The sequence below is a fragment of the Anaerolinea thermophila UNI-1 genome, from assembly GCF_000199675.1.
In the GTDB taxonomy this organism is placed as follows: Bacteria; Chloroflexota; Anaerolineae; order Anaerolineales; family Anaerolineaceae; genus Anaerolinea; species Anaerolinea thermophila.
In genome coordinates, this window is the sequence record NC_014960.1 from 3,421,919 (window position 1) to 3,441,640 (window position 19,722).

Consider the following 19,722-nt stretch of genomic DNA (forward strand, 5'->3'; position numbering starts at 1 on the left):
GGAGGGAGAATGAACCTTTACCTGATGATCGGCGGGACGGGTATCCCGCTTCAGGAAAACGGCGCCCTGCGCGCGGCGCGCTTTGTCAACAGCGACCTGACCCGCCTGGAACTGGTGCTGGAAGGCACACCTGCGGCAATCGGCGAAGCCGTACAGGGGCTGGAAACTGCCCTCTACACTGCCCGCGCCAGCGCTCATCTGCCGGCGCATCCCGCCTGCGGACTGGGCGTCACCCTGCCCGACGGGCAGACATGGCGCTCGCCTCTGCGCGGCGGAAAACTGGAAAGTTTACCCCATCCGGCGGCACGGCAGGTCAACCGGCAGATGCTTGTGCTGGAGGTGGAGCGCGAACCTTTCTGGGAGCAGGAAGGCGCACCGCTGACGCTCCTCAACCGCCACGGCGCAGGTGCAAACGCCACCCTCTACAATCACAGCGACGGCGCCCACGACAATTTCGTGGACATCCCCGCCAGTCAGGTGCAGGGCAGTCTGCCCGCGCCGCTGGAAATGACCCTGAGCGGCGCGCTGTCGGGCAGGTCGCTTGTTCTGCTGACGGCCGGAACGCACGATCCCGCCACACCGTTTCAGCACGTCCTGGAGGGCGAGCAGGGGGTGGAGGGCAGTGGGGTGAGCGGCACCACCCTGAGCGCCAGCACTGCCAGCGCCGGAGGCTACCGCCGTCTGACGTGGAGCGGTGTGGAGGAAGTGACCCTCAAACGCTTCTCTCTCCCTGCCTCACAGAGCGCGGCGGCGCGCGGCAGGTTTTATCGTCTGACAGCCCGCCTGCACGCTCCCCTGAGCGAAACCCTGCTGGTGTGGGGGGAAGCGGGTTTTGAGGGCAGTGCCGGTTTTGAACCCCTCTACGCCGGCGAGCCAGCGGTCATTCCTGCCAGTGCGCAAACCCTCTGGCTCCCGCCTCTGCGCCTGCCGCCCTGGGATGTGGACACCCTCAGCGCGGGGGTGACCCTGACGCTGAAGGCGCAGGCAGAGACTACCGGCGCGCACACCCTCGACCTGGACTGCCTGTTCCTCACGCCGACAGAAGCCGAAGCGCGCCTGCTCCCGCTGATGTCCCTCTCCGCACTGGCGCTAACCTATGACCCGCGCACGCGGGGGGTAAAATTCTCCGGCGCGCCCTTGCTTACCCACACGGTGGAGGGGCAGGGCATTTTCCTTCAACCCGGACAAACCCAGCGCCTGTACGTGCTTTTGGAACGCAACGGCGCAATGACCATTGAGGATACCTTCACCCTGCAGGCGCGCCCGTTTTTCCGCCGGAGGTGGTTGTGAACGCCTGGACAATGAAGGTCAGTGCCTGTCATCACCTGCCGCTGGAGGGATTTCACCCGCAGGTGGAGGAACTCACCTGGCAGTTGCCCGGCGGGGCAGATGCCGCGCAGGTGCGCCTGGACGGCGCGCTGGCGAATCAGGACGACCCGCGCCGCTGGCTGGGAGCGGAGATGAGCATCTCCCCCGCAGGCGGCGCGCCCTGCTGGTGGGGCTGTCTGCACGGGGTGGAAATTCAGCGCGGCGGGATGCGCTGGCGCTGGGATCTGGCGCAGGTGGTCAACCGCTGTGCGGTGCGCTACCGCGCGCCCACCCCCTGGAGCGTGGAAGGCGGTGCGGGAACATTTCAAACCCCCTGGGCAGAGGATGGGCGCAGTCAGCGGCGTTTTGGCGTGCGCGAGCGGGTGTTTTCCATCGGCGAAGCCAGCCAGGACGAAGCCCTTGCCCGCCGCGATACCCTGCTGGCGGAGCATGCCGCTCCGCGCCTGCAGTTTCTCCCCGCCCTTTCCGGCAGAGAGGATTTCGTCCTGCTTGAAGGGCGCGGCTGGTGGCACACCCTGGGCTGGCGCTATGCCCTCTGCGCGCAGGGCTGGCTGGGGAGCGCCCGCCGCGAAGGCACATCCCTGCCCTGGGGACACACCTCATCCATTCAGCGCCTCGCCCAAGCCTTTACCCCCGACGGGGACGGCTGGGACTGCGGGGAGATCTGGGTGTGGCTGGTCAAAACCGGCGCTCCCGCCGACAGCGTGGAACTCTCCCTCTGCGCCGATTCGGGCGGTCTGCCCGGCGCGGTGTTGAGCGCCTTTACCCTGCCCGCCGCTTCCCTCAGCCGCGACCCCGCGCTGGGCTGGGTGCGCCTGCGCCCGTCTACCCCCGTGCATCTGAACAGCGGAAGCCGTTACTGGCTGGTGCTGAAGCGCACCGGCGCGCTGGACGCGCAGAACGCTTACCTCGCCCGCCTGGATGCCGACGGGACATTAGGGACATCCCCGGGCTTGCTGGCGTTCAACGGCAGTGCCTGGCAGAGTGCGGGGGCAGGCAGTCTGCTGGCAAACCTGTTCGGCGAGGAAGCCCTCACGGCGCATCTGGCGCGCCTGCTGGGGCAGGACGGCGCCGGGCAGTGCCTGCGCGGGGTGTTCGTGCGCGCGCCATCCAGCAAGCGGGTACGCCTGTACAACAACGGCACGCGCACCGCGCTGGAAGAGGTCAACGCACTGCTGGCGCTGGACAATCTGGACGCCTTCGTCACCCCTCAGCGTTTTGTGGTGCTGGAGCGGCGCTCCGCTCCGCCTGTCGTGCCGCACCTGACGCTGGACGCGGATGGAATTCTGCGCCAGCAGGACGGCAGTCCGTGGACACTGTCCATCCCGCCGGTGGGACGCTGGGCGGGCGTGCGGGTAAGCGCATCCCGGAGTGTGCCGGTGCGTCTGGAGCGGGTTGCCTGGCGCGGCGGAGTACTGCGGGTGGAAGGATTCACCGTGTGGGCAGGAGAGAGTTAAGCAAAATGTAAACTTTCCTGCGGGGTTTCTCTGCTACAATGCAAAGAGGAAAAAACGTCCATCCATGCCCCATGGCGAAGGCTGAGCCTGCCGAAGCCGCCGAAGGGCGCGCTGACACGTTCGCCATGAGAACCCATCATCCTGTTAGACCTCATGTACAGGAGAACCCGCATGAAAAGCGCTTTTCAACTCGTCAACCGTTTGCTGATTGCCGCGCTGGCGCTGGCGTTCTTTGCCGTGCTGGTACGCGCCGACGCTCCCCCCGCCGCCACCCTGCTGATCTCCAAGCCTCCCGCCGCGGATACTGCCAATGAGGACTGCTACCACGCCTCGGCATCTTACGACGGCTCGCGGGTGGTGTTTGCCTGCAAGTACGTGGATGAGGCCACCAATCTCTCGTCCCTGCCCGATACCGTAAACACCTGGGATGTCTTCCTGCGCGACCGCACCCTGAACCAGACCCTTGCCCTCTCGGCAACCTACCAGAACCTGCTGGGACAGGGCAACTCCCTGTTCCCGGTCATCTCGCCGGATGGGCAGTGGGTGGCGTTCCAGACCTCGGCGCAGTTGAAATCCACCGACACCGACTCGCGGCTGGATATCTACGTGTTGAAGGTGGAAGCCGACGGCACCATCAGCCAGAGCATTCAGGCTTCACGGCGCAGTTCCGGCACCCCCGCGGATGCGGATTCGGGCTACACCTGTCCGGTGCCGCTCCCGCCGGGACAAACCTGCGACCCCAAATACCTGATTCTGCAACCTTCGCTGGCGATCTACACCGAAGGCGGCAACCCGCGGGTGATCTTCCAGAGCGACGCCAGCAACCTTGACCTCGGTTTAACCGACGGCAATCACAAGCGCGACCTGTACCTGAGCCTCATTAACGCCGCCGACGGCAGTGTCACCAACAAACTGCTCACCCGCACCCCTTCGGGTGGCAGTATCAACGGCGATGCCTGGCATCCGGTGGTTTCCTATGATGGGCGCTGGGTGGCGTTCACATCCGACGCCAGCAACCTGATTCCCGGCGTCAGCGGTATTCAGGTGTACCTGATGGACCGCGACGCCGACAACGACGGTATTCTCGACAACACTCTGCCGGTGTACCGGCTGGTCTCGCGCGCCGCCGATGGCAAGCCCGGCAATGCCATGTCCTTCTATCCCGCCCTCTCTGCCGACGGCAGGTACATTGCCTTTACTTCAGATGCGTCCAACCTGGAAACCCAGAACCCTGCCCTGCCGGCAGATACCAACGGCAAGCGCGACGTGTACCTGTGGGATCGCCTGAGCGGGCGCACCCACCTGATCTCCGTGCGCTACCACACCGACCCCGACCAGGCGCTGGAAGAGCCCAGTTTCAGCCCCACCATCTCCGCGGATGGGCGCTGGATTGCCTTTACTTCCGAAGCGGGCAACGTGGTGCCGGGGGATGTCAACGTGTACTGCGCCTACGACGAACAGCAGGCGAAATGGGTGTGTTCGCACCGCGACCTGTTTATCTACGACCGCCTGGCGCAAACTGACGCCGACCGCCTGTTCCTGCTCAACGTGCGCAACAGCCCGCCACCGCCTGGTACAGGTACGGGAGAGAGCATGCCGGTTCTGCTGGATATTCCCCCCGACCCCACTAACTGCCCCAACTCCCTGCAGGTGTGCAACACCTCGGCTTTCCCGGTGATTGCCGGCAACCGCTCGCTGGTGACCTTCTCCAGCCAGGACCGCGACCTGCCGGACGGCGCGGCGTTCAACATTGACGAGCGCTTCGATGTTTGGGCGCGCGCCTTCGATGTGCCGGCGCCTGCCCCGCAGTTGTCGTTCTCCCCGCAGAGCCTTGCCTTTGTGGTCTTCCCCGGGCAGGTGAGCGCGCCAAAGAACATTCTCCTCACCAACTTTGGCGATGTGGCGGTGAACATCGGGCAGGTTCAAATTACCACCGGCGACGATGCCGTGTTTGAACTCGTCTCCGACGGCTGTTCCAACCGTACGCTGGACGCCGCCATCAACGGCGTACCACGCGCCACCGGCAGTTGCAAAATCAGCGTGCGGGCGGTGCCGGACGAAATGCTGGCGGTGGGCGAGTATGTCTCGCAGGTAGTCATCCCCAGCGATGACCCGCAGTTGACCACTGCCACCGTCTCGCTGTGGGCGGGTCCGCGCTACGTGTACTTACCGGCAGTGCTCAAACCGTAAGAGTGCCTGGTCTGAAGATGCAACCGGCGGGCAAAAAGCCCGCCGGTTTTCTTGCCAGAGAGACCCCATGGAAAAACAATAGCCCCCGCTGAGGGCGGTGGGGGAAAACTCAGCGGGGGCTTTCGCCAAAGGAGGAGACAGCCTATGTCTTTTCTTACAGGAGGTGTGCGCCCGTCTCCATGCCGTAATCATACCCGTTTTCTGTGTAAAGGGTAGATTAGGGAAATCACTCTTGGCGTGTGAACTTTATCATTCTCCCGATATGACACCTGCTACCCTTCAGGGGGTGAAGATTGCCCTGATTTTGTGACACCTTCCTCCCCCTGAAATGAGAGGAAATCGGTCATAAAAAGCGAGGAAAATCATCCTCGATTTATGTATATTTGCCACTACAATTCCTCCCCGGCTTTCATTAAGATTAGTTCAATGTTCAGACAGGAGTACGCGCATCTTGCCATTTTTGAAGGGCTGAATCCCCAGCAGATTCAAGCCCTCTCTCCCTTTTTGGAAGAGGTGCGCTACCCCTCAGGTACGGTGATTTTCCAGCAGGGCAACTTTGCCGATGCACTGTGCATCGTGCTGGAAGGCGAGGTGCAAATTCGCTACAAGCCCTACGACGGTCCCTCGCTGGTGGTTGCGCGCATTTCTCCGGGCGGGGTGTGCGGGTGGTCGGCGGCGCTGGGACGGGATGTGTACACCAGTTCCGCAGTGGCGAATACCGAGGTGGTGGCGTACCGCCTCAAGCGCGCCTGCCTGCAGACACTGTGCGAGCGCAACCCCGAACTGGGACGGGTATGGCTGGAACGGCTGGCGAGCGTCATCGCCGAGCGCTTACGCAACACCCATGTCTCCATCCTCGAAATGCTCACCGCCAGTATGGATTTACAGCCCTCCTCACAAGGGTGTCAGAATCAGGAGGAGTAATTTATGGTAACCACGAACGGTAAATCCTTCGAGTATTCCACCGAGGAACGCCTGCGGGCGCTGATTGAGACGCTGGACACCTACATTCAGCAGTACCATGGCGGTTCGGTGGAAATGGTGGGCTTTGACGGCAAGGTGCTCAAGGTGCGCCTGGGCGGTGCCTGTGAGGGTTGTCCGCTTTCGCCCACCACCATTAACGGCTGGGTTGCCGGGACGGTGCGGCAGTTCTTCCCCGAAATCGAGAAGGTTGAAGCCGTTGAGGAACAGTCCTGATCGGCGCGTTTCTTCCCTGCAACACTCTCTCTACCTGATTAAGAGCGCCTCCCTGCAGGGTTCTCAGCCCTGAGGGAGGTTGCTTGCTCTGTTCCGGGCACTTTTGCGCTCCCAACGACACCCAGAGGTTCACCGCAAAGGCGCGAAGTGCGCATAAAAAGAGAAAACCACCCCTCAACGCCTTTGACGCGCGTAGTCTCAGTTCAGCGTGCGCTTGGGTAGCATCGCGAGCGAGCGCGGCGACCTCTTTCCCATCCTGCGGGCAAGTATCTTCGCAACCACACCTTTTACACCCCGAGCAACGTCAAGGGGCTCATCATCGTGTCGTTGCGAGGGCACGGAGTGCCCGAAGCCATCTCCCCAAATCATGCCCGACAGGCTCAGGGTGCGCCCTGGCACAGCAAAAAACAGGGAGCCGACACCGGCTCCCTGCAAAACTCACGAAAAAGGGTTTACCCCTGCAAATCCAGGTTGATGCCTTGCTGAATCTCGCGGATACGCGGATGCCCGCGATAAAAGCCGTGATACTTCTCCGGCAACAGCGCGGCAATCCGGCACATGATTTCCTCGGTGTAGCGCTTCATCTGTTCCTCGCGGCGGTCGCGGTCCAGCGGCGGCAGGACAAACGGCTTGCCAAAAGTCACCGAGATGCGCGGACGTTGCAGGGTGAAAATGCGCGGGAAAACGTTCTCCGTCCCGGCAATGGCGGTAGGCACAATCGGCACACCCGCCCGCAGGGCTACCAGCGCCGTGCCGGGCTTGCCTTCCAGCAGTTGACCGGTGCGGCTTCGCGTGCCTTCGGGAGCAATGCCCAGGGCAACGCCCTTTTTCAGCACCTCAACCGCCGCACGCAGTGCGCCAAAGTCGGCGTTTTCGCGGTCCAGCCAGATAATCCCGCCGGTGCGCAAAATCCAGGCAAAGAGCGGGTACTTCTGATATTTATCCGCCACCAGCGCGGTAACGTCCTTGCGCGCCGGGTTGATGAACAGCAGTAAGGTATCCATGCGGCTCATGTGGTTGGTGGCAAGGATGACCCCGCCTTCAGCAGGCACATGCTCCACGCCGTGAAATTCCGGGCGGGTGAGCGCATGAATCAGCACATCGAAGATTTTTTGCAGTTTCTGGCGGTCCATCCAGGGTTTGCGGTTGGTTTTAGTGTGTGAAAGAGATTGTTGCATATTTACTTTAACTCCCAACCTGAAGAAAGGATGCGCCCTACTGTTTGACCACAGCGGGATGCGGACGCCTTTTCTCTTTCAGGTACTCCACCACTGCGGGAATGAGCGAGATGAGGATGATGGCAATAATCACCAGCGAGAAGTTCTCTTTGACGATGGGCAAATTGCCGAAGAAGTACCCCGCGCCGATGAACAGCCCCGTCCACACGATGCCGCCAATCACGTTGTAACTGATGAAATAGCCGTAGCGCATCCGCCCGATGCCGGCTACAAACGGGGCAAAGGTGCGGATAATGGGAATGAAACGCGCCAGGAAGATGGTCTTCCCGCCGTGTTTTTCATAAAAGGCATGCGTGCGCTCCAGATACTCCCGCTTGAACCAGCGCGATTCCTGTGTGAACACCTTGGGACCGACAAAATGCCCAATCCAGTAATTCGCCGTATCGCCCAGCACGGCAGCCGTTGCCAGCAGTACCCACAGGAACAGCGGATGCAGACTGGTGGTTGCCGCAACCGCCCCTGCCGCAAAGAGCAGGGAATCGCCCGGCAGGAAGGGCGTTACCACCAGACCGGTCTCGATGAAAATCACCAGAAAGAGCACTGCATACACCCAAATGCCAATGTCATTGACAATTTGGGGCAGGTGGCGATCCATGTGCAGGACAAAGTCCACAAACCAGCGAAAGAGTTCCAGCAAGAAATCCATAACGGTTTAACTTTCCTTACTTTCAACAGAATCATTCAGCACCGGCGCAGGCATTACCGCCCCAGCACGGTTGACCGCCGTGCGCTCAATGGCAAGAAGCCAGAAGAGCGCCAGCGCCAGTACCAGCAGAGCAAAGGGGGAAAGACGGTCTGCCAGAGAGAGGATATCTCTGAGCGGCTGAGAAGGCTCCAGCACACGGGCAAGCCCGCTGGTCAGCGCCAGCAGGTTCCACAACCCGTGTAACCCCACCACCAGCAGATACATGAGCCCCAAACGCTCGTACCTGCGGGATTGCCAGGCTTGCGCCAGCGCGCCGCCCATCAGCGCGGCGGTGGTGATGTGCAGGGTGGTGGTGCCAATGCGCCCTACCGCCAGGGTCATCCAGGAAGTCGCATCCGCGCCGATGACCGAGAAAAGCGACTCCACCAGGGCAAAGCCCGCCCCGCACACCCCGCCCAGCCAGAAACCTTCGGCGGGGGTCAGGCGGTCGCCTGCCAACAGCCACACCGCCAGCGGCTTGAGGGCTTCTTCGATGAGCGGGACAAAGACGGTGAAAATCGCCGCTATGCCGAACAGCACCAGCGGTTGGCGCAGAATGGGGCGGTAAATGCGCAAAATCATCTCCGGGTCGCCCGCGGCATGAAGCAGACGAGAAGAGAGGTCCGCCAGATACTGCATCATCTCCGGGCGGGAGGAGAGGAAGGCAATGACGCCGATGAGCATCAAGACCATCAGCATCCCCTCTACCAGCAGGATGAGCGGGGTAACGAAAAACACGCCCACGTTCATCGCGCCCCAGAAACGCCCCGCCCGCACCGGCTGAGCCGGACGGGTGAGGTAAGCCACCAGCCACAGCGCCGGGATGACCACCACGGCAATCTGAAAGAAAGGCATGAACAGGCGCAGAACACCGTCGGCTTGCAGGACGCCCGCCCCCACCACGATGATGAGCGGCACCAGCAGGAGCGCCAGCGACGCCGAAACCAGGTTCAGGCGCAGAGGCGCGGGCTCTTTACCCCACAGGCGCAATCCTGCCGCCCACAGCGAGGGGAGAGCCACCAGCCCCAGCAGGAGAAATGCCCAGCCCAGCGCCAGCAACGGCTCAGCCGAAGTATGAAAGAGCGCACTGCCCGAAAAATATCCCAACGCGCCCATCCCTAACAACAGCAACCCGATGAGCCAGGCAGAGCCAAGCCCCAGCAGACTCAACAGGAGTTGGAACGCTACGCGGATGGGAAAGGCGGGCTGAGAGTCGTTCATGCGTTATTTCTCGGAGATGGTTACCTTGAGAATTTTGGTGCCGGGTTGCAGGGTCTGATCGCTGGCGGGATCGCGCGGGGTGAGGCTCTCCACCACGTCCATGCCCTCGATGACCTCGCCAAAGATGGTGTAGTTGCCGTTGAGGCTTTCCTGCGCGTCGTAGGTGATGAAGAACTGACTGCCGTTGGTATCGGCGCCGGAATTTGCCATGGCAACCAGACCCTTGCGGTCAAATTTGGCATCGGTATTTTCATTCTTAAACACGTAGCCCGGACCGCCGTACCCACTGCCGCTGGGATCGCCCGCCTGCGCCACAAAGCCGGGCAGGACGCGGTGGAAGGTCACGCCGTTGAAGAAGCCTTCGCGGGCAAGGAAGACGAAACTGTTCACCGCCAGCGGGGCTTTATCGGCATACAATTGAATGACAATTTTGCCCTTCTCGGTTTCCATGGTAGCGGTGTACTGTTTGGCGGTGTCGATAATCATCGGCGGGCAGGACGTGTACTGGCGCGCCTGCAGTTTGAACAGTTCCACCAGGCTGGAAAGCGTCTCCAGGTCCATGCGATCCTGATAAGGCAAGCCGTTCAGGAAGAGGAAGGGGGTGCCGGGCAAGCCGGTGTTCATGGCTTCGTCCAGATTCTTCTGGATGCGGGCTTTCACTTCCTCGCTGGCATAATCCTGTTTGAATTGGTCAACGTTCAACTTCAACTGCTCGGCAAGGGTGACGAAGTAATCCAGAGCATTTTCGGGGGTGTAGTTTGCCAGTTGGTCCTGCTGAGCAAAGATCAATTCGTGCATTTCCACGAATTTGCCCTGCTTGCCCGCCGCTTCGGCGGCTTGCGCCGCCACCCAGGAATTGGGATGCGAGGTCAGCGGGAAGTAGCGGAAGACCACGCGCACATCGTCAGGGTATTTCTCCACCAGTTGACGCAGAACCGGTGCCAGCATGGCGCAGTACGGGCACTGATAATCGCTGTACTCAATGATGGTGACCAGCGCGGTATCCTTACCGAGGATATGATCATCCTTGCCGGGGGCGGGTATCAGCGCCTGCAGAGTGGGGTTGGGGGTAGGCAGAACAGAGGAAACCTCACAGCCTGCCATGGGCGTGCCGCTGATGGGGACTTTCCCCCCTGCGGTTTGCGGCTGGCAGGCACCCAGCAGGAGAGCCATCACCGCCAGCAAGGGCAACAATTTACGCAACATACTGAACTCCTTTAAAAGCAATCACCGGGGTGAAACACATCATCCCCTGTTTGTGGATTTTAACGGAGATTCGCCAAAATGGGGATTTTACAACGATTTGTTAAGAGATTCTAATTTTGGAACAGTCCGCCGGATGCTTTGACACGCTCGCCACGACACCCCTGCCCCTCCTCCCCCTTTGCGGTAAACCTCTATATGTCGTTGCGCAAAAGTGTCTCGAATGGGTTAAACAATCTCTCCAATGGCTGGTGGAAAATCCCAGCCTGGAGCAGGCACACAAAAAAGCCCCCGACGGGACAATGTCGAGGGCTAAAGGCTCAGGGGGCTTTCTTTACCACTTGCCGTTTTTGCTTCACTCCCCCCTGACGGATATGGGCTTCAGGAAACGCTCCCCCGCAGGCGCGGGTCAAGAGCATCGCGCAAGCCGTCGCCCAGCAGGTTGAACGACAGCACGGTGAGCATGATGGCTAACCCCGGGAAGAAGACCAGATGCGGGGCGTTGAACACGCTGTTGCGTTCCTCGCCCAGCATCAAGCCCCATTCGGGGGTGGGCGGCTCGGCGCCCAATCCCAGGAACGACAGCGCCGCCGCGTCAATGATGGCGCCGGCAATGCCCAGCGTGCCCTGCACAATGAGCGGGGTGATGGCATTGGGCAGGATGCGCAGGAAGAGGATGTGCAAGCCACCTGCGCCCAGCGCGCGCGAAGCCTGCACGTACTCCATCTCGCGCACCTGCAGAACGGTTGCCCGCACCAGACGAGCATAGCGCGGGATGGAGACAATCCCGATGGCAAGCAGGGCGTTGATCAGCCCCGTCCCCAGCACCGCCACAATGGCAATGGCAAGCAAAAGACTGGGAAACGCCATCAGCACGTCCATAATGCGCATGATGAGGTTATCCACCCAGCCGCCAGCATACGCCGAGATAGCGCCCAGCAGACCGCCTACCAGAATGGCAAAGCCGATGGTGGCAAAGCCAATCTGCAGGGAAAGCCGCGAGCCAAACACCACCCGCGAGAACAGGTCGCGGAAGTTGCCGTCAATGCCGAAAATGTGTTCCGGCTTCTCGGCAGGACAGCCCAGCAGATGGATGCAGGGCGGTTCGCGGCGCTTGACATCCTGCATCTGCTTGACGGGGTCGTAAGGGGCAATCAGCGGGGCAAAAATGGCTACCAGCACCATCAGCCCCAGGATGATCATGCCAATCTGCGCCGAGCGGTGACGGCGCAAACGCCGCCAGGCGTCGCGGGTGGGAGACCAGCGCTCGGCGGCTTTTTCGGTGTTGTTTTTCAGCGAGACTGCGCTCATGCTTCTCCCTCCCTCTCACTCCAGGCGGATGCGCGGGTCAAGGTAGGCGTAGGAAATATCCACCAGCAGGTTGACCAGGATGAAGACCATGGCAACCACCAGGGTAAAGCCCTGGACCACCGGATAATCGCGCGCCAGGATGGCGCCCACCAGCGCCGTGCCTACCCCCGGCAGGTTGAAGACCGTCTCGGTCAGCACTGCGCCGGAAAGCAGTGCGCCCGTCTCCAGCCCGATGATGGTGACAATGGGAATCATGGCGTTGGAGAGGGCGTGCTTGCTGATGACCTTGTTGTAGGGCAAGCCTTTGGCGCGCGCCGTGCGGATGTAGTCCTGCCCGAGCACTTCCAGCAAACTGGAGCGGGTCATGCGGGCGATGATTGCCATGGGAATTGTCCCCACCGCCACCGAAGGCAGGATGAGATGGCGCAAACCATCGCCGAGCAGTTTCCAGTTGCCGGTTGCCAGCGCGTTCACCAGCAGGGAGTGGGTGAGAAAGTCCACCACGAACTTCTGAAAGCCGCTCAGGTCTTTCAAGCCCCAGTAATCTGCCAGTTGGGTCAGCGCCAGTCCAGAGGTCAGGCGCGCCGAAGGCGGCAGGAAGAAGGGCGTATCCTTGAGCAGCAGGGCAAAGACGTATGCCAGCACCAGTCCCAGCCAGAATACCGGCATGGACACGCCGATATTGGCGATGACCATGGTAATCGTGTCCACAATGGTGTTGCGCTTGAGCGCCGAGATGATTCCCAGAAACACCCCGACAATGGTGGAAAAGAGCATCGCGCCGATGGTCAATTCAATCGTCATGGGCAGGCGGGCGGCAATCAGGTTGACCACCGGCTGTCCAAAGCGGATGGACACCCCCAGGTCGCCCCTGCCCATGTTGACCAGAAAACGCCCGAACTGCACCAGCAAATTATCGTTCAAGCCGTAGCGCTCTTTAAATTCGGCGCACTTTTCCTCGGTGGCGCGCTCACCCAGCATCACCTTGCAGGGGTCGCCGGGGATGGCGCGCACGATGACAAAGGTGACCAGCAAAACACCAATCAGTACCGGAAAGAGTAGAATGAGGCGACGCGTGATGAACTGAAGCATAAGACCTTTTGAAAAGAGGCGAGGGCGAGCCCGCCGAACCCGTTCTGGATTCTCAGACCCGCCCCGCGCGTTACATCATAGACTGGTTAATCCCGCTTGCTTACTCAGCGTTGAGGAACGCGCCGAAGAAAGCGCCAAAGTACTCAAAGGTGCCCGTGCGCCCCTTGTGATTGGGGTCTTTGGCATCCCACTGCGCTTTGAAGGAAGCCACCACATCGTTGGCGTCCAGATCGGCGCCGTTGTGGAACTTCACGCCCTTGCGCAGGGTGAAGACGTACTCGGTAGCATCGCCGTTAACGGTGTAGGACTCCGCCAGACCGGGACCCGCCTCAGCCGTACCGGGTTTGAAGAGCAGGAGGGTTTCGAAGATCTGCTGGCAGGCGCGCAGGGCTTCGCCGTCGGTTTCGTCCGGGCAGTAAATGGCTGCCGGTTCACCATTCTGCATCCACACCAGCGTATCCTTGCCGGGGTCCATGATGAAGAAGGGCTCATTGCTCAGCGGACCGGTCATGGCATTCTTGACGGAAGCGGTGAAAGCCACCGCCGAAGCGCCATGGGCAACCGGAATCATCGGGACGTGCTCTTTCAGTTTAGCATTGACCTCATCATAGAGTTTCTGGCGCTCAGCCGGGTCGGAAATCTGCGCGGCTTTGCGGATGGGCTCGACAATGTCGGGGAAGAGCGTACCAAACTGCTTGTTGTTGTCGTTGGCAAAGTGATAGTCGTAGAAGTTGGTGGCATCCGGGTAGTCGGCGCCCCAGCCCAGCAGGTAGAAGGCTTCGTTGCCCGCGGCGGTGGAGTCAATGAACGCCGCCGATTCCATCTGGTTGAGTTTCACCTTGACGCCAATCTCCGCTAACTGCGCCTGGATTTCCTGAGCCACCTTATCGGGGGTAGGCAGGTAGCCGCGCACCACGTTGCGGAAGGACAGTTTGACTTCCTGATTGAAGTCAAAGCCCGCCTCGGTCAGCAATTGCTTTGCCATCTCGGGGTTGTACTCGTACCAGGGGTTGGCATCGCTCCAGCCGGGTTTGAGGGCAGGCGGTACGAACACCGTCGCCACCTCAGAGCCTTCGGGATAGTAGTTATCCACAATCTTCTTGCGGTCAATTGCCATGGCGAACGCCTGACGCACCTTTTCGTTGTTGAACGGCGCCAGGTCCACGTTGAAGCCGATGTAGAAGATATTCAACGGATCGCGCGGAATCAGTTGCAAGTTGGAGTCGGCTTCAATGGTAGCGAAATCTTCCGGCGCGGGGTTGTCAATGCCGTCCACCTGTCCGGATTGCAGTTCCAGCAGGCGCTGAGCCGACTGCTCCGACCAGCGGAAAATCAGGGTCTGGTACTTGGGTTTCTCGCCCCAGTAATCGGGGTTGGCTTCGAAGGTAATGCTGTCGCCGCGCACCCAGGATTTGAGTTTGAAGGGACCGGTGCCAACCGGCGCATCCGACATCTTGATCGAATCACCACCCACCTGAGCCAGGTACTCACTGTCCACAATGGCGAACACGTTGAACGCCACCTTGGACGGGAACGCCGGGTCAGGATAGCACAGGGTGAACTTGACGGTCTGCGCATCCACGGCTTCGATGGACTTCAACTCGCCGCCGTAATCGCAGTTGGGGGCTTCCACCTTCATGCCCTCAAAAGCCGGGGCGGCAGGCTGTTCCGGCGCAGTGGTAGCCGTGGGCTGTTCCGGGGCTTTGGTCGGCTCCTGCTGAGCCGGGGGCTGCGTGGGCGCTTCGGTGGGCTTGGGCTGGCATGCCGCCAGTGCCAAACTCAAAACGACCAGCAAAGCAACAAAGGTAAAGAACGAACGCTTAAACACAATCTCCTCCTTTGGCGAAAGTTGGATTTGGATTCTGTCATCCCGAAAGGGCATCGGGAAAAACAACACAGGTTCGAACGGGCGACCACCTCCTTAAATGGTAAGACATTTGAAAATCCTGAGGGGATGAAAAACATTATAAACAATCCTCCCGTTTTGTCAATTCTTATGGGGATAAGAGGATTTCCCCTACAGGCAATGGACGTCCGGCAGACAGTGAGGGTATACTGGAATTGCCCTCGTGGTTGGCTGTATGACTTCCTCCCATGAAAGGATGGAAATGAGCCCCGCCTCCCTGCCCCGTGCCGCCGAGCCCGCCTTTTACGCCGCCGTGTGGCTGCTCGCCAAACAGATTCCCCCTGGCAAGGTCTTCCCGTACGGCAGGATTGCCGCCTGTATCCCCTGCCCGGAAGGCCTCTCGCCCGACCTGTACCGCGTTCAGCGCGCCCGCTGGGCGGGACAAGCCATGGCAGTCTGCCCCGACGATGTCCCCTGGCACCGCGTCCCCGCCGCCGATGGACGCCTCATCATCGTCGCCAGAAGCCGCGAAGAACAGCGCCGCCGCCTGGAAGCCGAAGGGGTGACCTTTGACGCCAGAGGCAGAGTCAGGATGTCTCTGCACCTGTGGGAAGGACCCGACCCACAGTGGCTGGAAAGTCACGGCTTTCTGCCCCAGCCGAATCAGCGCTGAATGCGTGCCTCCACCGAACCATCGGGCTTGGCGGTGACCAGCGCCTCGCCCTTCACCAAACGCCCCTGATAGGCTAACTCGCCTGCCTGAACCTCCCAGCCGCTCAGCACGAAAGGCGTTACAGGAGAAACGCCTATCCATTCCCCGTTGTAACGGCGCACGATGTGCACGTGCCTGCCGGTGGCGATGCCGCCCTCGCAGGAAGGATGCCCCAGCCGGTCATTGACCTGCACACTCGAACCCACCGGCAGACGCCCCTCATCGGCAAGGTGCAGGTAGAGCAGAGTCCAGCCGGTTTGTTCCTGCCCGTCGCCGTCGGTATCCAGCACCAGCGCGCCGCGCTCCGAGCGCGCTACCACCCCCGCCGCGCTGGCAGTTGCCCAGCGTGTGGACGTGGAACAGCCTTTGGGCTGTTCGATGGGCGCAAAATCCAGCGCCCCTCGCGGACTGCCCAGCCCCCAGGCAACGTGCGGACCGCCGGTAAAACTCCAGGCTTCGCCTTCCGGGAAGGGCAATTCCCACGCCGGCTCGTTCCACGCTTCGCGCGCCGGCAGATGCGGTTCATACGGCAGGGCATTCTCCCAGGGACTGCCAAACAGGCGCACATACACCGCCAGCAAGCCCTGCTCGCCGTACAGGCTGTTTGCCCACCGCGACAGGTCACCGGTAAACTTTGCCCCCAGGTTTTGCACTGCCACCGAACCGGCGTTGAGGAATGGGCTGGGCGGGTAGGCATCGCCGCTGGCAAATTCAATCTGCTCCAGCGTGCCGCCGCGCCAGCCGTAGTAACCCATCGTCAGAAAGCGGGTGGAGAGCAAAAGTTCGCGGTACAGTCCCACGTGCGAAGGCGCATCAAACCCCAGCGGATGTTCAGGATTGCCCCCCGCAGGCTCGCCCAGTACCCAGCCCGAACGCCACTCCAGCACCGCCAGCAACAGGCGCGGATTGATGGATGTTTCCAACGCCACCCGCCGCACAATCTGCGCCCCGCTCAGCGTCTCGCCGTCCACCGTCTCGCTGTACCGGCTGAGGAATCCCTGCGTCTGCGCCACCCAGGTTTCCACATCGAAGCCCGCCGAAGGCGGACCGTACACCACCTCGCTGTCGGGGAAGAGCGCCGCGCCCGTCAGGGTTTGGGAAAAGAACACCGGCACCTGCATTTCCAGCCCGGCAGGCAGGTAGGCAAATTCCTCGAGAGGTTGAGGAAGAATCAGCGAGGCAGTAGAATCCAATCGGAAGCGCCGCCGGATGGCGTCCAGCGTATCGCCGGGTTGGGTAACATAAGGGAATTGCTCGCCACTGCCAGCATAGGTATCCAGCGGGAGCGGGGCGTTAAAGTCGCGCGGCAGGCGCAGTCCGCGAAAATGTTGCACCAGCACCGGCACACGGACTGTCTCAACTGGCATGGCAGAGTCAGCCGTCTTCACCGGCGCAGGCAGGTCAGGCGTACCCGCAGAGGTTTCCTGCGGTGCCACCGGCAGGTTGCACGCCAGCGCTGGGAAGGTTAACAAGAAAAAGAAAACCGATACCAGGCGGAGAGAAGCACGCACACTCATCTCAACGCGAAATTGCCGGGGCTTCCAGCGTCACCCCCTGCGCCTGCACCAGATACACCGGCATCCACGCCAGCGCGGCAAGGTCGAGGAAAATATCCTTACGCTGAGGCGTCAGGGTGATTTCGGTGATCTCGGCGGCAACCTTTGCCCAGCGATCCTGCGCTTCGCGCAGGGCTTCCTCTTTTTGCTTTTGCAGGTCTTCGTATTCATCCTGCAGGGCATCCAGGGCTTTCTCGGCGGCTTCCAGTTCGGCTTTGGCTTTGGCGGTCATGCGCCCTTTGGAAAGCGCGCTGGAGATACTGCGCTTGCGCCCGCCGAACAGCCCCAGCACCAGTTCGGCGCCGGTGCCCAATTCCTCAATGCGGCGGCGTCCCACCTCGTCCTCGTATTTCTTGACGATGCTCTGCTGACGTTCCACCCGCCGCGCCAGGCTCTCCAGTTTACTGCGGAAGGCGCTTTCGATTTTCTGGGTTTCCTCTTTCAGCGCCCGCCGTGCCGCCTCGTCGCACTTGGGGCGGAAGGTTGCCATGGTATCGTCGGCATCGCCGTACAGTTTGAGGGCTTCGTTTGCCAACAGGCGCAGAGCACTGCGCCGGTACAGCCAGTCCAGAAAGTCCTTTTGCGCGGCGGCGATGGTCTTGGGGTTAGCAAACGCCGATGGGAGCGGCTCGAAGCGCGCATCGGGCAGGGGCTGGGGGTCCAGTTTTCGCGGGTCAAAGGGCGAGCGCAGGCAGGCTTCCCAGTCGACGCGCCCGTTGGCGGCTTCTTCCACCAGACAAGCCACCGTCTCGACGGTATCCACATCGTAGCGGCGGTTGAGATAGCGCACCTCTGCCTGGAAGAGCAGGGCAGGGCGGTAGAACAAGCCTTCCGGGCGCGCAGGTCCGCTGAAGGTTGCGCCGCGCTGTGCCAGCGCCTGACTGAGGGTCAGTTCGGTGGGCAGGAACACCGCCGGAATGCCCGTCGGCGGGGGCGGCGGTGTGCGGGTGAGCGAAGCCAGCCCGCCCGCCACTGGCGCGCTGACCGGGGGAGCCGAGGCGGGAACGGCAGTGGGTACAGCAGGGGAAACCGCCGCGCTGACCGCCTGAGGCGCTGTGGTGGTCACGCTGACCTGCACCCCTTCCGGCGCCGAGCCCAGGGCTTTCAGCCCGCCCAACTGCGCGCGGGTCAGCGGACCGGCAAGGTAATTGAGACACCAGCGGGTAGAGAACACCTGCGCTCCCCCACGGTGATGCACGTTGTGGAGCAGGAAGGTGCGCGGTTTGAGCGCCGAAATCCGGCGGGCATACTCCGCGCGGTCCACCCCGCCCTCAATGGCTTGCAAGCCGTCCAGCAGGCGTTCCTTGTCCTGCTCGGTCTGCAAACGCCCAATGAACCACGTTCCGGCGTTGGACAAGCCCTTGTAGTCCACATCCACCGGGTTCTGGGTTGCCAGCAGAAGCCCCAGCCCGAAGGCGCGGGCTTGTTTGAGCAGGCGCAACAGCACCGGGCGCGAAGGCGGGTTGGCAATGGGCGGCAGGTAGCCGAAGATTTCATCGAACGCCAGCAGGGCGCGCAGTCCACTGCTCCCGCGCTGAGAGCGCATCCACGACTCCACGTTTGCCAGCAAAAGGGTGACGAAGAACATGCGCTCCGCCTCGCTGAGGTGCGCCAGGTAGAAAATGCTCATGCGCGGACGCCCCTCGGGGGTGTAGAGGAAGGCTTGCGGGTCAATGGACTGTCCACGCGTCCACGCCTGAAACGAAGGCGCGGCAAGGAAGTTGTTCAACAGCACCGCCAGGTCGAAGCGGTCTTTTTCAGGGAAGAAACGATCTACCGGAAAAGCCCCCAGGCGCTCAAAGGGCGGGGTTTGCACCTGCACAATGAGTTCGCTCAAATCCAGCGCGGCGCCCTTGCTCCAGGCGTTTTCGATGAGGTTGGAGAGCAGGATATGCTCCCGCGAGCGCAGGGGGTCCAAGTCTTTCAAGCCCACCAGCCCCAGCAGGGCAGTGACGGTGGCGGCGATGCGCTCGCGCAGAATCTCGCCGTGTTCCTCAAAATTCAGCCCGGCGGGCGGAGCAAACGACGAGAGCAGGTTCACCGGCTCGGCGGCGGTGGAGCCGGGAGAGTACACCACGTAATCCACGGCTTGCTGAAGCGCCAGCAGATGATCGCGCCCCAGCCCCCAACTGCTCAAGCCCTCGCGCCATTTGACTGCCGTTGCCGCCGCCAGTTCAGGCACGCTTTGCCCCTGACGGCGGGCGGTTTCGGGGTCAATCCAGGGTTCAAAATCCTCGGGGCGCAGGTCGGGGAAATGCAACAGCAGGTTGGTCAAATCGCCCTTGGGGTCAATGACGATGGCAGGGATGCCGTGCAGGGCGGCTTCCTCAAGAATGCCGATCATCAAGCCGGTCTTGCCCGAACCGGTCATGCCGACGATGACGCCGTGGGTGGTCAGGTCATCGGGGTCGTAGGTCACGGGTTGGGGTTCACCCCCCTCGGCGGCAACCGAACGCCCAAGGAAAAAGGGAGCAGGTTTCATGTGCGTCCTCTCTCGTGCGTGCACAATACCAGAATTGTTTGGGAATATGATAAATCAAAGTCACTTTTGGCGCAACCGCCATCGAGCCGTTCGGGGCATTTTCCGCCCCACCCGGGCGGCAACGGCGCTCCCTTCCCGGATGGATGCCCCGAAAATCGCCCGAAAAGCCGATACGCGGGGGATGAAAAAACCAGAGAAATCGA

Annotated in this window: 16 protein-coding genes; 6 read left to right on the plus strand and 10 right to left on the minus strand. The window is 61.5% G+C overall.

The genetic code is table 11. The features are described from left to right. The first annotated feature begins 9 nt into the window (after window positions 1-9). Complete coding sequence (locus ANT_RS15365; protein WP_013561448.1) at window positions 10-1,290, plus strand: hypothetical protein; 1,281 nt, start codon at window positions 10-12, stop codon at window positions 1,288-1,290. Then, the gene (locus ANT_RS15370; protein ID WP_155818190.1) at window positions 1,287-2,786 is read left to right on the plus strand and encodes a choice-of-anchor R domain-containing protein; all 1,500 of its coding nucleotides are present in this window, start codon (window positions 1,287-1,289) and stop codon (window positions 2,784-2,786) included. Before ANT_RS15365 ends, ANT_RS15370 begins: the two co-directional genes overlap by 4 nt. On the opposite strand, the gene ANT_RS17510 is transcribed toward ANT_RS15370, so the two are convergent. Continuing rightward, window positions 2,783-2,926, minus strand: coding sequence for a hypothetical protein (locus ANT_RS17510; protein WP_155818193.1), 144 nt, complete (start codon window positions 2,924-2,926; stop codon window positions 2,783-2,785). The two genes, ANT_RS15370 and ANT_RS17510, sit on opposite strands and share 4 nt — an antisense overlap. 31 nt (window positions 2,927-2,957) lie before the next feature. Between ANT_RS17510 and ANT_RS15375 the strand changes: the two genes are divergently transcribed. From ANT_RS15375 to ANT_RS15385, 3 genes are all read left to right on the plus strand, one after another. Next, a complete protein-coding gene (locus ANT_RS15375; RefSeq protein WP_013561450.1) occupies window positions 2,958-4,976 on the plus strand; it encodes a TolB-like translocation protein in 2,019 nt (672 codons plus the stop codon). Window positions 4,977-5,402: 426 nt separating this feature from the next. Further along, window positions 5,403-5,900, plus strand: a complete 498-nt coding sequence (locus ANT_RS15380; protein ID WP_041455096.1) for a cyclic nucleotide-binding domain-containing protein — start codon at window positions 5,403-5,405, stop codon at window positions 5,898-5,900. A gap of 3 nt (window positions 5,901-5,903) precedes the next feature. Further along, on the plus strand, window positions 5,904-6,173 hold the full coding sequence (locus ANT_RS15385; RefSeq protein ID WP_013561452.1) for a NifU family protein: 270 nt from the start codon (window positions 5,904-5,906) through the stop codon (window positions 6,171-6,173). Between the two features lie 452 nt (window positions 6,174-6,625). Here ANT_RS15385 and ANT_RS15390 read toward each other — a convergent pair whose 3' ends face one another. The 7 genes from ANT_RS15390 to ANT_RS15420 form a co-directional block, all read right to left on the minus strand. Then, window positions 6,626-7,351 carry a lysophospholipid acyltransferase family protein gene (locus tag ANT_RS15390; RefSeq protein ID WP_013561453.1) on the minus strand — a complete coding sequence of 242 codons (726 nt, stop codon included), beginning with the start codon at window positions 7,349-7,351 and terminating at the stop codon, window positions 6,626-6,628. Window positions 7,352-7,388: 37 nt separating this feature from the next. Continuing rightward, window positions 7,389-8,057, minus strand: coding sequence for a DedA family protein (locus ANT_RS15395; RefSeq protein WP_013561454.1), 669 nt, complete (start codon window positions 8,055-8,057; stop codon window positions 7,389-7,391). 6 nt (window positions 8,058-8,063) lie between these two features. After that, a complete protein-coding gene (locus tag ANT_RS15400; RefSeq protein WP_013561455.1) occupies window positions 8,064-9,317 on the minus strand; it encodes a PrsW family glutamic-type intramembrane protease in 1,254 nt (417 codons plus the stop codon). A gap of 3 nt (window positions 9,318-9,320) precedes the next feature. After that, the gene (locus ANT_RS17630; protein ID WP_013561456.1) at window positions 9,321-10,523 is read right to left on the minus strand and encodes a peptidylprolyl isomerase; all 1,203 of its coding nucleotides are present in this window, start codon (window positions 10,521-10,523) and stop codon (window positions 9,321-9,323) included. A gap of 378 nt (window positions 10,524-10,901) precedes the next feature. Beyond that, window positions 10,902-11,831, minus strand: a complete 930-nt coding sequence (locus tag ANT_RS15410; RefSeq protein WP_013561457.1) for an ABC transporter permease — start codon at window positions 11,829-11,831, stop codon at window positions 10,902-10,904. 15 nt (window positions 11,832-11,846) lie between these two features. Then, window positions 11,847-12,923 carry an ABC transporter permease gene (locus tag ANT_RS15415; RefSeq protein ID WP_013561458.1) on the minus strand — a complete coding sequence of 359 codons (1,077 nt, stop codon included), beginning with the start codon at window positions 12,921-12,923 and terminating at the stop codon, window positions 11,847-11,849. A gap of 100 nt (window positions 12,924-13,023) precedes the next feature. Next, complete coding sequence (locus ANT_RS15420) at window positions 13,024-14,751, minus strand: ABC transporter substrate-binding protein (RefSeq protein WP_197534073.1); 1,728 nt, start codon at window positions 14,749-14,751, stop codon at window positions 13,024-13,026. 280 nt (window positions 14,752-15,031) lie between these two features. Between ANT_RS15420 and ANT_RS15425 the strand changes: the two genes are divergently transcribed. Next, entirely contained in the window at window positions 15,032-15,442 is a 411-nt protein-coding gene (locus ANT_RS15425; RefSeq protein WP_013561460.1) for an MGMT family protein, read from the plus strand. Here ANT_RS15425 and ANT_RS15430 read toward each other — a convergent pair. Together ANT_RS15430 and ANT_RS15435 are read right to left on the minus strand one after the other, a co-directional pair. Beyond that, on the minus strand, window positions 15,433-16,992 hold the full coding sequence (locus ANT_RS15430) for a LasA N-terminal domain-containing protein (protein ID WP_155818196.1): 1,560 nt from the start codon (window positions 16,990-16,992) through the stop codon (window positions 15,433-15,435). The two genes, ANT_RS15425 and ANT_RS15430, sit on opposite strands and share 10 nt — an antisense overlap. Window positions 16,993-16,999: 7 nt before the next feature. Continuing rightward, complete coding sequence (locus ANT_RS15435; RefSeq protein WP_013561462.1) at window positions 17,000-19,519, minus strand: ATP-binding protein; 2,520 nt, start codon at window positions 19,517-19,519, stop codon at window positions 17,000-17,002. Window positions 19,520-19,722: the final 203 nt, after the last annotated feature.